At 61.0% G+C, this 11,724-nt stretch carries 14 protein-coding genes; 9 read left to right on the forward strand and 5 right to left on the reverse strand.

What is annotated here, in order from left to right; genetic code table 11:
• Positions 1-50: 50 nt before the first annotated feature.
• A complete protein-coding gene (gene rarD, locus ACR0I8_RS09210; protein ID WP_480703054.1) occupies positions 51-956 on the forward strand; it encodes an EamA family transporter RarD in 906 nt (301 codons plus the stop codon).
• Here the strand turns inward: rarD and ACR0I8_RS09215 are convergent.
• Both ACR0I8_RS09215 and ACR0I8_RS09220 read right to left on the reverse strand, forming a co-directional pair.
• Entirely contained in the window at positions 947-1,657 is a 711-nt protein-coding gene (locus ACR0I8_RS09215; protein WP_170690653.1) for an SGNH/GDSL hydrolase family protein, read from the reverse strand. The genes rarD and ACR0I8_RS09215 overlap by 10 nt on opposite strands.
• 2 nt (positions 1,658-1,659) lie before the next feature.
• The gene (locus ACR0I8_RS09220; RefSeq protein WP_170375527.1) at positions 1,660-2,070 is read right to left on the reverse strand and encodes a nuclear transport factor 2 family protein; all 411 of its coding nucleotides are present in this window, start codon (positions 2,068-2,070) and stop codon (positions 1,660-1,662) included.
• Between the two features lie 96 nt (positions 2,071-2,166).
• Between ACR0I8_RS09220 and ACR0I8_RS09225 the strand changes: the two genes are divergently transcribed.
• Positions 2,167-2,814 carry an RluA family pseudouridine synthase gene (locus ACR0I8_RS09225; protein ID WP_170375525.1) on the forward strand — a complete coding sequence of 216 codons (648 nt, stop codon included), beginning with the start codon at positions 2,167-2,169 and terminating at the stop codon, positions 2,812-2,814.
• 2 nt (positions 2,815-2,816) lie between these two features.
• Here ACR0I8_RS09225 and ACR0I8_RS09230 read toward each other — a convergent pair whose 3' ends face one another.
• Entirely contained in the window at positions 2,817-3,008 is a 192-nt protein-coding gene (locus tag ACR0I8_RS09230; RefSeq protein WP_170375523.1) for a hypothetical protein, read from the reverse strand.
• Positions 3,009-3,117: 109 nt separating this feature from the next.
• Here ACR0I8_RS09230 and ACR0I8_RS09235 point away from each other — a divergent pair, with 109 nt between their 5' ends.
• From ACR0I8_RS09235 to ACR0I8_RS09250, 4 genes are all read left to right on the forward strand, one after another.
• Positions 3,118-3,810 (forward strand): helix-turn-helix transcriptional regulator, encoded by a 693-nt coding sequence (locus ACR0I8_RS09235; RefSeq protein WP_170375494.1) that lies wholly within the window; start codon positions 3,118-3,120, stop codon positions 3,808-3,810.
• A gap of 126 nt (positions 3,811-3,936) precedes the next feature.
• Entirely contained in the window at positions 3,937-4,608 is a 672-nt protein-coding gene (locus ACR0I8_RS09240; protein WP_170375492.1) for a YiaD family glycine zipper/OmpA-like lipoprotein, read from the forward strand.
• A 126-nt stretch (positions 4,609-4,734) separates the two neighbouring features.
• Complete coding sequence (locus ACR0I8_RS09245; RefSeq protein WP_170552461.1) at positions 4,735-5,280, forward strand: NADPH-dependent FMN reductase; 546 nt, start codon at positions 4,735-4,737, stop codon at positions 5,278-5,280.
• Positions 5,281-5,291: 11 nt separating this feature from the next.
• Positions 5,292-6,086 (forward strand): FAS1-like dehydratase domain-containing protein, encoded by a 795-nt coding sequence (locus ACR0I8_RS09250; protein WP_170690651.1) that lies wholly within the window; start codon positions 5,292-5,294, stop codon positions 6,084-6,086.
• On the opposite strand, the gene ACR0I8_RS09255 is transcribed toward ACR0I8_RS09250, so the two are convergent.
• The gene (locus ACR0I8_RS09255; RefSeq protein ID WP_170690649.1) at positions 6,078-7,112 is read right to left on the reverse strand and encodes an NAD(P)/FAD-dependent oxidoreductase; all 1,035 of its coding nucleotides are present in this window, start codon (positions 7,110-7,112) and stop codon (positions 6,078-6,080) included. The genes ACR0I8_RS09250 and ACR0I8_RS09255 overlap by 9 nt on opposite strands.
• A 55-nt stretch (positions 7,113-7,167) precedes the next feature.
• Here ACR0I8_RS09255 and mnmC2 point away from each other — a divergent pair, with 55 nt between their 5' ends.
• Both mnmC2 and ACR0I8_RS09265 read left to right on the forward strand, forming a co-directional pair.
• Entirely contained in the window at positions 7,168-7,833 is a 666-nt protein-coding gene (mnmC2, locus tag ACR0I8_RS09260; protein ID WP_170690647.1) for a tRNA (5-methylaminomethyl-2-thiouridine)(34)-methyltransferase MnmC2, read from the forward strand.
• Complete coding sequence (locus ACR0I8_RS09265) at positions 7,830-8,699, forward strand: DMT family transporter (protein WP_425083556.1); 870 nt, start codon at positions 7,830-7,832, stop codon at positions 8,697-8,699. The genes mnmC2 and ACR0I8_RS09265 overlap by 4 nt, the downstream gene beginning before the upstream one ends.
• Here ACR0I8_RS09265 and ACR0I8_RS09270 read toward each other — a convergent pair.
• On the reverse strand, positions 8,673-10,646 hold the full coding sequence (locus ACR0I8_RS09270) for a lytic transglycosylase domain-containing protein (protein ID WP_170690645.1): 1,974 nt from the start codon (positions 10,644-10,646) through the stop codon (positions 8,673-8,675). The genes ACR0I8_RS09265 and ACR0I8_RS09270 overlap by 27 nt on opposite strands.
• A 134-nt stretch (positions 10,647-10,780) precedes the next feature.
• Here ACR0I8_RS09270 and dapA point away from each other — a divergent pair, with 134 nt between their 5' ends.
• Positions 10,781-11,653, forward strand: coding sequence for a 4-hydroxy-tetrahydrodipicolinate synthase (gene dapA / locus ACR0I8_RS09275; protein ID WP_170690644.1), 873 nt, complete (start codon positions 10,781-10,783; stop codon positions 11,651-11,653).
• Positions 11,654-11,724: the final 71 nt, after the last annotated feature.

Genomic DNA, 11,724 nt, shown 5'->3' on the forward strand with positions numbered 1-11,724 from the left:
ACCCTTCCGGAACTGCCGTAAATGGGTCCGATACTTATCGGAGATTTCTCGTGGCGACTGCCTCCTCACCTTCACAGAATGCGGACACTCCAAAAGGGTTTGTGCTGGCGGTTTCTGCCTATGTCATGTGGGGTTTCCTGCCACTTTATATGAAAGCGCTTAGCCATATTGGCCCGGTCGAGGTTGTGGCGCATCGGGTAATCTGGTCGGTGCCGGTGGCAGGGCTTCTTCTGGTCATTCTGGGGCGGACCCGAGACCTTAGGGCGGCGTTGGGCAATCCCAAGATGTTGGGAATGGCGGCTTTGACGGCGGCGCTGATCTCGGTGAACTGGGCGATCTACGTCTGGGCGATCTCAACCGGCCATGCGTTGGATGCGGCGCTCGGGTATTATATCAACCCTTTGTTCAGCATCGCCTTGGGCGCTGTGTTATTACGAGAACCGCTTACGCGCATGCAACTGGTGGCCGTCGGTCTGGCAGCTTTGGGCGTTTTGGTTCTGGTGGTCGAGGCTGGGCGTCTTCCCTGGGCAGCGCTGGGTTTGATGGTGAGTTGGGGGTTTTATGCCTTTTTCAAAAGGTCTCTGCCGATTGGCCCCAATCAGGGGTTTCTGCTTGAGGTTCTGATCCTTTTGATCCCGGCGATCGCCTATGTGACCTGGCTGGCGTTTCAAGGGACTGGGCATTTCGGGGTGTTGGCATCGGATACGTTCCTATTGTCCTGCGCTGGTGTCGTGACGGCGGTGCCTTTGCTGGTCTATGCCAACGGGGCCAAACTCGTCAGGCTGTCGACGATGGGCATCCTGCAATACATCGCGCCCACCATGATCTTCATCACCGCAGTCGCCGTGTTCGGAGAACAGATTGACCGGGGCCGTATGATTGCCTTTCCTCTGATCTGGGCGGCGCTTGTGGTGTACTCGATCCCGATGATCCGACAGGCGCGGGCTCAGGCCTGAAGCAGAAGACGCGCGGCGCTTTCAGCCCAAATCGCGTAGGTTTTGGGGCTGGGGTGGTATCCATCCGGTGCAGCCAGTGCCGGATCATCCGGTAAATCCAGCGACAAGTGTCGGAGTTGCGGATGGGCGGCAACGACCTGTTGCAGACCACGATCCAGGCGCTCGGATTGTCGACCCAATACCCATGCCAAAGGATGGGGCAGGGACGGAAACCGATTCATTTGTGGCACTGCTGTCACCACAACGCGTCGCGCACCGAAGCGTTGGGTCAATATCCTGGCCAACTGGTTTTGCCGTTCGACGAAGCGGGCGTAGGTCACGCCTCGGGTCACGTCGTTTACGCCGAGCGCTGTCACAACCGCATCGAATGTGCCATCAATCGCTTGCAACCTCTCAAGCGTGTCTCGTGTCGTGTGTCCGGTTGTCGCCTCGAGCCGCCATTCGACCGAGTGATGCCGCGCCAAGTGTTTGACCAAACGGCCTGAAAGCGCCTGATCCTGTGTGCCCGCGCCTACGCCGGCGGCAGAACTGTCGCCCGCGATCAATAGGCGCAAGCGTGGCCCTCGGCCGGTTCGCCCTTCGCGCGGACCGATTGGTTCCGGCAGCAGCTGGGCCTTGCGGCGCACAGCCAAGCCCTGAGCTGCCAGAACCGGCAGCAGGGGCACACGCAGAATCTGATCGGCGGCAAGCGGATTTGACATGATCAGCTTAGGGCGGATTTGAATTCCAGAAACCGGGGGTCGGTCATCACACGGGCCATCATCGCTTCACGCAGGGCACCAATGGTCTTGTGAGGGCGCATCACAACCTCGAACTGCTGGATCAATCCGTCGTCGTTCAGCGTGATGAGGTCCACGCCGACCGCGTCCAGATCTCCGACCTTGCATTGAAACTCCAGCGCCCAGTCATTGCCGCTTCCCATGATCCGCCGGTAGCGGAAGTCGGAAAATACCTTGCCCACATGGCCCAACACCGCGGCAACCGGCGCGCGGCCGGTCCATGTGCTGTAGTATGTGGGCGGCATGAAGCTTACGTCCTCGGCCAAAAGCGCGTGAATGAGGGCTTCATCCCCTTTGGCGACAACCTCTTGCATACGTTCGATTGTTGGATGCATGACCTCTCCCCCTCTTTACCTCAACGGTTCACGATACGCGCGCCGCACGCAAGGACGACGTTGCGGGAAGTGGCGCTGTGGGATAGGCACGCGGGCATGAGCGAGACCTACGATCCCCCCCAGACACCGCTGGATGTGCTGCATGAAGATGCGCAACTGATTGTGGTGAACAAGCCCTCGGGCTTGTTGTCGGTGCCGGGGCGTGGTGCGCATTTGGCGGATTGCCTAATGACCCGCGTGCAGGCGGTGTTTCCGCAGGCCCTGTTGGTGCATCGGTTGGACCGGGATACCTCGGGCGTGATGGTCTTTGCGCAGACGCCCCACGCGCAACGCAATCTGAGCATGCAGTTCGAGCAGCGCCAAACCCGTAAAATCTACATAGCCCGCGTTTGGGGGCGGCTGGAGGCCAAGACGGGCACGGTTGATCTGCCGCTCATCGTCGACTGGCCGAACCGACCGCGCCAGATGGTGTGCCATAACACGGGCAAACAGGCCGTCACCGATTGGCGTGTTGTCAGATACGAAGGTGATACGACGCGCGTACGTCTGTTTCCGAAAACCGGCCGCTCGCATCAGTTGCGTGTTCACATGCTGGCCTTGGGCCACCCGATTCTGGGTGACCCGTTTTACGCCGAAGGCGCAGCGCGCGATTTCCCACGCCTCATGTTGCATTCCGAGGAATTGCGCCTGAAAAGCCCCGAAGGGGGCGTTGCGATGAAGTTTCGTGCCAAGGCGGATTTCTAGGTTCAGGCCACGTTGGTCCACAACAGTTTCAGGTTCCCGAGAGAAAACCTACGCGATCTTTTGCGGCGCGCGGGTTGTGCGCGGTGTCGATCTGCGGCTAGTTCACGCTCGATCTCATAGGCGCGAAGGGTGTGATCCTGCGACCAGCGTTCAAGTTTCAGATGCATCAGAACATGGTTGTCCAGATTGGGCATATCGGGCCTCCGATTTTTTGAAATCTGACCCAATCTCGCGCACCACTCCTGACACCCCCTTGTCAGGGGGATGTGCTAGGCTGTCAGCAGTTTGACAGGAGACCCCGACATGAGCCGCTCGACCCGGTTGTTCGAAATCATCCAGATGCTCAGGGCCGCAGATGCGCCCGTGACGGCCGATCAACTGGCCGAAAAGCTCGAGGTGTCCACGCGCACGGTCTACCGCGATATTGCCGAGCTACAGGCGCAGCGCACACCGATCGAGGGCGAGGCAGGCGTGGGCTATCTGATGCGGCGCGGCTATGATCTGCCGCCACTGAATTTCGACGCCGAAGAGGTTGAGGCGCTGTGGGTCGGGCTGTCGATGCTGGCGCGCACCGGGGACAGTCATCTGCAACGGGCAGCGCGGCGCATCTGTGACAAGATCGACGCGCTCCATTGTCCTGCCGATTGGCTGCAGGTCTCGACCTGGGGTGCGCCGGTTGATGATCCCGCGAAAGGATGCATCCCTGTGGCCAGTTACCGCGAAGCGATACGGGCCGAGCAGAAACTGCGCATCACCTATGTCAACGGTGCGGGCGAACGCTCGGAACGGGTCATTCGGCCTGTGGCTCTGATCTACCACATCGAATGCACGATGCTGGCCGGGTGGTGCGAGCTGCGGGGCGGGTTCCGGCATTTCCGGACGGACCGTATCTGGGCCTGTGAAGACACGGGCCAGAGTTTCCGTGGCCAAGGCAGTTCGCTCCGGGATTTGTGGAACGAGCAGGAGGGCAAAGATCCGGCCGCGCAGACCGTCTGAACAAGTATGGGCGGGGATTCGCCGACTTCACCGCTTTGTTGCTTGAGCCCGCGCAACGCTGCCGTGATATACTGATCTGCAACAAGGCAAACCCGATCAACGGGTGCCCGAGCAGAAGGTGATACTATGACGATTTCCAAGTTTTTTCTGGCAACCGGGCTATGCTCGGCCATGACTCTGGCGGCCTGTACCGATCCGGGCACGTTGAACCTGCCCTCCGATCCGAATCAGAATGCCAAGCAGGGCGCGGTTTTGGGTGGTTTGGTTGGTGCTGGTGTCGGCGCAATCGCGAATAATTCGAACCCTCTTTTGGGCGCGGTGGCAGGCGGTGCGATCGGCGCGGCTGGCGGAGGCCTGATCGGCAACCAACTTGATAAACAGGCCGCAGAATTGCGTCAGCAGCTGGCCAATGATGGGATCACCATTGTCAACGCGGGCGACCGGTTGATTGTGACCGTTCCCAATGACATCACCTTCGACACTGACAGTGCGACGGTCCGCCCGGCATTGCGCGCCGATCTGGTGCGAGTTGGTCAGAACCTCGTGAACTATCCGAACTCGAACGTGCAGATCATCGGTCACACCGACAGTGATGGCGAGGCCTCCTACAACCAAGGCCTGTCCGAGCGTCGCGCCAATGCGGTTGCTGACGTCCTTCAGGCGAACGGTGTGAACTACAGCCGGATCGTCACCATCGGACGTGGTGAAAACAACCCGGTTGCCTCGAACCTGACGCCGGAAGGCAAATCGCAGAACCGGCGGGTCGAGATCGTCATCGTACCCAGCGCAAACTCGTAATTCTATGTGCATTGCGGGCGGTCTTAGGGCTGCCCTTTTGCGCGCACGATCTGTGCAAGAAATGGGGTTTGGATCGGGCGCGTCTCGGTCTACCTATTGGGAAACACTGAAACGGAGTTTCCCGCAATGTCCCAACCGACCCTTCTTGGCCTGTCCGGTTCCCTGCGTCAGTCAGCAACAAACCGTAAACTACTGCGAGAGGCGGCACGCCTTTTTGATCCTGCCAGCTTTGTCGAAGCGGATTTGAACCTGCCCCTCTATGATGGGGATCTGGAAGAGGGTGAGGGCATCCCAGCCGCCGTGCAAACGCTGGCTGACCAGATCGCGCAAGCGGATGCGGTGATTATATCCACACCGGAATACAACAAGGGGCCGTCGGGCGTGCTGAAGAATGCTCTGGACTGGGTCAGCCGCACGTCGGGCAAACCTTGGGCCGACAAGCCGGTTGCGGTGATGTCCGCCGCGGCGGGTCGGGCCGGAGGGGAGCGCGCCCAGATGGTCCTTCGCGCCTATTTGGTGCCGTTCCAACCGCGCATTCTGCAAGGCCCCGAGGTCCATCTGGCCGACAGCTCCAACGCGTTTGACGACGGGGGACGGCTGACAAGTGAGCGCTACGAAAAGACCATACATGCGTTGATGCAAAAACTGCGGGCTGAGGTCGGGCGTCTTTAGGCGGATACGGTATGCATGAGGATCGGCAAAGCGATGTGATGGACCCGGCCCGGGCAGCGGCCTTGCAGGTTGCGCTGGGGGTGGAGCCTACGATCTCTGACGGTTCTGCGTTGCCGCCGTTCTTTCATCAGCTTTATTTCTGGTCTCCGCGCACGCCGTCTGATCTGGGGCGCGATGGGCACCCTCGGGTCGGGATTGATCTGATCCCGGACATGGGCCTGCCGCGCCGGATGTGGGCCGGGGGGCGGTTGCACTTCCATACCCCCTTGCGGGCAGGCGCAGAGGCACAGCGGCATTCCGTTCTCGAGAAGCAGAGCCGAAAAACCGGGCGCACTGGGCCGTTGGGGTTTGTCACGCTCAAGCATGAGATCTGGCAGCATGATGCGCTCCGCGTCACCGAATGGCAGGATCTGGTCTATCGCGAAGATCCCGCTCTGGACGAGGTGAAGCCAACGCCGCCCGTGGCGCGTCGTGACGAAACAGACCGACGTGAGGTGAGCTTCGACAGCACCCTGTTGTTCCGGTACTCCGCGCTTACCTTCAACGGCCACCGGATCCACTACGATCTGGACTATGCGCGCGATGTCGAAGGGTATGGCGGGCTGGTTGTCCACGGGCCGCTATTGGCGCAACTGCTGATGCTGTTTGCTGAGGAGGTGATCGGCCCGCTGACCCGTTTCTCTTTCCGGGCAACCGCGCCGCTTTTACACTTCGAGACGGCCACACTCTGCCGCAACGGGACGGACCTGTGGGTTAGAGGCCCCGACGGGCGACAGTGCATGCAAGCAGAAGCGCGGTCAGAGTGATGCTTCTGGCCGGAAGTCCGCAGGGATTTCAGCTCGACCGTCCAGCATCAGGTCCGCCATTACTTCGGCCACTTTCGGGGCCATGCCAAAGCCGATCTTAAAGCCGCCATTGGCGATGAACTGACCGTCGTGCAGCGGGTGCGCGCCCAGCATCGGAGCGCGGCTTTTGCTGCGGGGGCGAACGCCTGCCCACCGCTCGATCACCTCTGCTCCGTGCAGCACGGGAACCGCGCGAGTGGCGCGGTCGATCACATCTTCAAGCGCGTCGTCGGTGCTGGTTGGATCATCATAGTCCCTCTCCGAGGTCGAGCCGATGGCAAGCGTGCCGTCTGCATGCGGCACGATATGGATCGCATCTGCAAAAAGCTGCGGCACCGCGCCCGCATCAAAGCGAAGCAATGCCGCTTGGCCCTTGACGCCATTGCCAACAGTTTTCCCGAAGCTTTGGCTGAGCTCCTGCAACCCGGCGACACCTGTTGCATGCAGCACATGGCCCTTGTCCGGGGCCTCAGCGACCACCTCAACCCCCATGACCGAGAGCGCCGCAACCAGCGCGGCACAGGCTCGGCGTGGATGCATCCGCGCGGTCAGGGTGTCGTGGATGACATAGCCGGTCGGGCTGGGCGGGCACCATTGGCCTGCCTCCGACGTGGGCAGCACCTGCCATTCGGCCATACCTTGCCACAGCTCTTGCGCGGTGGCGTGCCGTTGGTGCGCCAGTTGCAGGCTGCGCTCATCCATGATGGGTTGAAGACGCCCCAGACGCCCATAGCCGGCTGAGACCCCTCCGGTTGCTTCGACTTGCGCCCAAAAGGGTTCGGCCATGATCAGGCTGTCGAACTGAAAGGCCTTCTTGGCATTCCAATTCTCGGGCACATGCGGGGCCAGGGCGCCGACCAACCCTCCGCTGGAGCCCGCGCCGGGGCCAAAGGGATCGACAACCTGCACCTTCGCGCCGCGTCGGGCGCAGGTCCAGGCGATGGACAGGCCAAAAATGCCAGCGCCGTGTACCGTCACATCGACCATTGCCAAACCCCTCTTCCTTGTTCAGTGTCGCGCCGCTTAGCTACAGGATTCCCCGATGGCAGACCAGCACGCCGAATTGACATGGAGAGAGGACCGGATTCCGGTTTCGGACCAGTTCGATGACCCATATTTCTCGTTGCAAAACGGGTTAGAAGAGACGCAGCATGTCTTTCTGTCGGGCAACGATCTGCCTGCGCGCTTTGCGCCAGGGTTTCATATTGCCGAACTGGGCTTTGGCACCGGCCTGAATCTGCTGACCGCCTGGTCCGCGTGGGAGGCCGCAGGCCAGACAACTCCGCTGCGATTCACCAGTTTTGAGGCCTTCCCCATGGCCCCCGAGGATATGGCGCGCGCCTTGGCCGCTTTCCCCGAGGTGCAACCCTGGGCCGACCGCTTCCTGTCGCGATGGCGCGGTGGGTCCTGTCAGTTCGACACGCTGCACCTTGAGGTGATCGAGGGCGACGCGCGTCAGACGTTGCCCGGTTGGACCGGCAAGGCCGATGCGTGGTTTCTGGACGGCTTCTCACCCGCCAAAAACCCCGAACTCTGGGGCGCGGATTTGATGCAGCAGGTATCCGATCACACGGCACCGGGTGGCACCGCGGCCACCTACACCGCGGCAGGCTTTGTCCGCCGCGGGTTGGAGGAGGCCGGTTTCTCGGTCACTCGCGCACCCGGCTACGGTCGCAAACGGCATATGACACGGGCGGTGAAAGCGTGACGCAGCAGAACAATATCTCGGCCGGGATCGCGCTGATGGTCGCCTCGACGGTGGTTTTCGCCCTACAAGACGGGATCTCGCGCCATCTGGCCGGGACGTATAACACCTATATGGTGGTAATGGTCCGCTACTGGTTCTTCGCCGCTTTTGTGATCGCATTGGCGGCGCGCGCTCCGGGTGGCTTGAAGGCTGCGGCGCGCACCGATCAGCCGAAACTCCAGATCTTTCGTGGTGTTCTGCTGGTGACTGAGATCTGTGTCGCCGTTTTCGGCTTCACCAAGCTGGGTCTGATAAACAGTATGGCGGTCTTTATCTGCTACCCCCTTTTGGTCGCGGCCCTCAGCGGCCCGGTTCTGGGTGAAAGCGTGGGTTGGCGACGCTGGACGGCGATCGGGGTCGGCTGCGTCGGCGTGCTAATCATCCTGCAACCGGGGGTCGGCGTGTTTAACCCGTGGGCGATCATTCCGCTGATCTCGGCCTTTCTGTTTGCGGTCTATTCACTGCTCACCCGCTATGCCGCGCGTCAGGACAGCGCCGCCACCAGTTTTTTCTGGACCGGCGTCAGCGGTGCCGTTGCCATGACGCTAGTCGGCATGTGGTTCTGGGAGCCGATGGCAAAGGCGGACTGGGCCTGGATGGCAACGCTCTGTGTCAGCGGGGCCTTTGGCCATTGGTTGCTGATCAAATGCTATGAGGCGGCCGAGGCCAGTGCGGTGCAGCCCTTTGCCTACCTCCATCTAGTATGGGTCGCGATCCTTGGTATCGCAATCTTCAACGAGGTCCTCCGCCCCGAGGTCGTCATCGGCGCAGGGCTGGTTGTTGCTGCGGGGCTGTTCACCCTATGGCGCGAACGCCGCAAGGGTTGATCCGGTCAGTTCCTGCGAGAAGGGCACGGGCAGGGCTGGTTTCCCAAGACGCGCGCGGTAGACCGGAAGGCTTTCGGTCACGCGCATCACATAGTTGCGCGTTTCGCTGAAAGGGATGGTCTCGATCCAGTCGACCACATCCACCTCACCGGCGCGAGGGTCGCCATAGCGCTCCATCCATGAGATCGGCCGCCGCGGTCCGGCGTTATACCCGGCAGCCATCATGACCACATTGCCGTTGAAATCCGCCGCAAGGCTGGACAGGTAGTTGGCCCCCAGCTTGGCATTGTATTCCCAGTCCGTAGTCAGCCGTCCGGTCTGATGTCCGCTAAGGATGCCCAGCTCCTGCGCGACCAATTTCGCGGTCGCTGGCATCACCTGCATCAAGCCTCGCGCGCCTGCGCCACTGATCACCACCGGATCAAATTCGCTTTCACGCCGGGCGATGGCCAATGTCATCTCTTTGGCCATAGGCAGGCCGATATCTGCGACCGGATGCACGGGGTAATAGGCTGCGGGCAGAACTGTTCCCGTGGTCGCGGCGCGTTTGGCGATCATCACGGCCAGATGCGGCTCTTTCAACTCGATGACCAGATCGCCCAGCTGATTGGCTTGCGCTGTATCAAGGCTTTCGACCAGGTGGGTCAGAAACCGTTCTGAGAGATTGTCCTCCCCTGCCTTTAGCAGCAGCAGACCGGCCTCCAAAACGCTGGAGTTCGCAAATTCAGCTTGCCGCCAATGCGCGGCGCGGGGCGGGTTGGCGAGGGTGCTGTCGAACGGTCGCCCGATCTGCTCGGCTGCCAGAATGCCGTAGAATGACGTTTGATAGTCTGCGCCCATGGCATAAGCGTCATAGGCTTTCTCGGCATCCCCTTGTGCCGCGTAGGCGCGACCCAGCCAATAACCAGCACGACCTCGTGAGATCGGAGACTTCACCGCGCCTTCGAAGTTCTGGAAATGCCGAACCGCCGTTGCCGGGTCGTTCAACTTGCGCAAAGCCAGGAACCCGGCCAACCATTCCAGATCGGCATAGCCATAGCCCATCTCGGGCGTCATGTGGTGATTGGCAGCAACCTCATAGGCGCGGGCCGCACTGCCCTGTCGCATCTCAAGCCGGGCCAGTCGGCGTCGCCCCTCAGCCCATTTGTCGGGCTCACCTAGGGCGTCCGGGCCAGTTGAGCGTGCCAGCATCAAATCAATGGCGCTGTCGTCCAGCTCTTTCTTGTCGCGCCAGACAAAGCGATCAAAAGCCAGTCCCGGAGACCCTGCCAGAGCCTTGGGTACGGCAGAAATCTTACCGTCCACGCCCGGTTCGCGTTTTTGAAGGGCAATGCGGGCTTCCGCCAACTTGCGTTGATCCGCGCTGACCAGAGGCAGCATACGCCCGGCGCTGACCAAGTGATTGTCCCACAGCATCCGATCCAGTCGCGCTGTGTGGTGCGGTTTCAGCAATTTGCCGAAATTCTCAAGATAGTCCTTCTGCAACCCTGACCCCATGGGCATGGTGCGCCAGGCTGTGACGATATCTGCCTCGGCGTCCCCAATCCGACCCTTGGCTTTCAGAGCGACCGCATAGTTGAGCGCGCCTTCGGCCGTTTGCGGTGGCTGATCGGCATAGAAGTTCACCACTCGATCCGGATCAGCCCCGGTAAAGGACGGCTCGCTCTTGCGGCGCAACCAGGCCAGTCCGGGCCAGTCGGGGCGACGCTCAAGAAACACCAGCACATCGCCTGAGCTGCCAAAGCCCTCTCGCAGCCAGTGCCACACGATGATGTCACGCGTAACCGAGCCGCGTGCGCCAGAAACCGCTAGCGCTTCGTTCCAGTCACCTTTGCGCATTTCGGCTAGCCCGGCGCGCAGATCACCGGCCGCATCGGCCCGCGCGGCGCTTGCCTGCATCCCAATACACAGAATCACTGTTGCCAAAAAGGCCAGAACGCGTGTCATCCCTTGCATTTCCCAACCAACCGAGGATAGAGCCATTCAGGATAAACCTTGCGCCGCCAGTATCAACTCACAAAGCCAAAAACGTGAGCGAGGATGGCGCAAATACTGCAACCGCACTTCAAGGAGCGCGACCCATGTTCAAAGGCTCAATGCCAGCCCTCGTCACCCCGTTCAGCAACGGCGAGTTGGACCTGGATACGCTCAAACACTTGGTAGAGTGGCAGATAAAGGAAGGTTCGACCGGTCTGGTTCCCGTGGGCACCACCGGCGAAAGCCCGACGCTGAGCCATGAAGAGCACGAAACCGTCGTGGCCGAAGTGGTCAAAGCTGCAGCAGGCCGGGTCCCGGTGATTGCGGGCGCAGGTTCGAACAACACGGTCGAGGCAGTTCGATTCGTCCAGTTTGCCAAGAATGTCGGGGCCGATGCGGCGCTGGTGGTCACGCCCTATTACAACAAGCCGACCCAAACAGGCCTGCTGGCCCATTTCCGTACCCTGCACGATTGCGCCGAGATTCCGATCATCATTTACAACATCCCAGGCCGTTCGGTCATCGACATGACCCCCACGACCATGGGTGAATTGGCAAAGCTGCCACGGATTGTCGGTGTCAAAGACGCGACGGGCGATCTGGCGCGCGTCAGCCAGCAGCGCGCAAGCTGTGGCGCCGACTTCTGTCAGCTGTCGGGCGAAGACGCCACCGCTCTGGGCTTCAACGCGCATGGCGGTGTGGGCTGCATCTCCGTTACGGCCAACGTTGCTCCGAAACTCTGCGCCGAGTTCCAACAGGCCACGCTGGCGGGCGACTATGCCAAGGCATTGGACTATCAGGACCGCCTGATGCCTCTGCACGAAGCGATCTTCATCGAGCCCGGCCTAGTCGGCGCCAAATACGCGCTGAGTAAACTGGGCCTGTGCAGCACCGAAGTTCGCTCACCTCTGACTGAACTGGAAGACAGCACCAAGACTGCGATCGAAGCCGCGATGGCGCATGCAGGACTGATCTAAACTAGACGTTCTAATGAAAAGGGCGGCCTCGAATATCGAGCGCCGCCCTTTTTCGTTTGCTGCAAAGGTGC

This window comes from Ruegeria sp. BG9 (assembly GCF_056538305.1).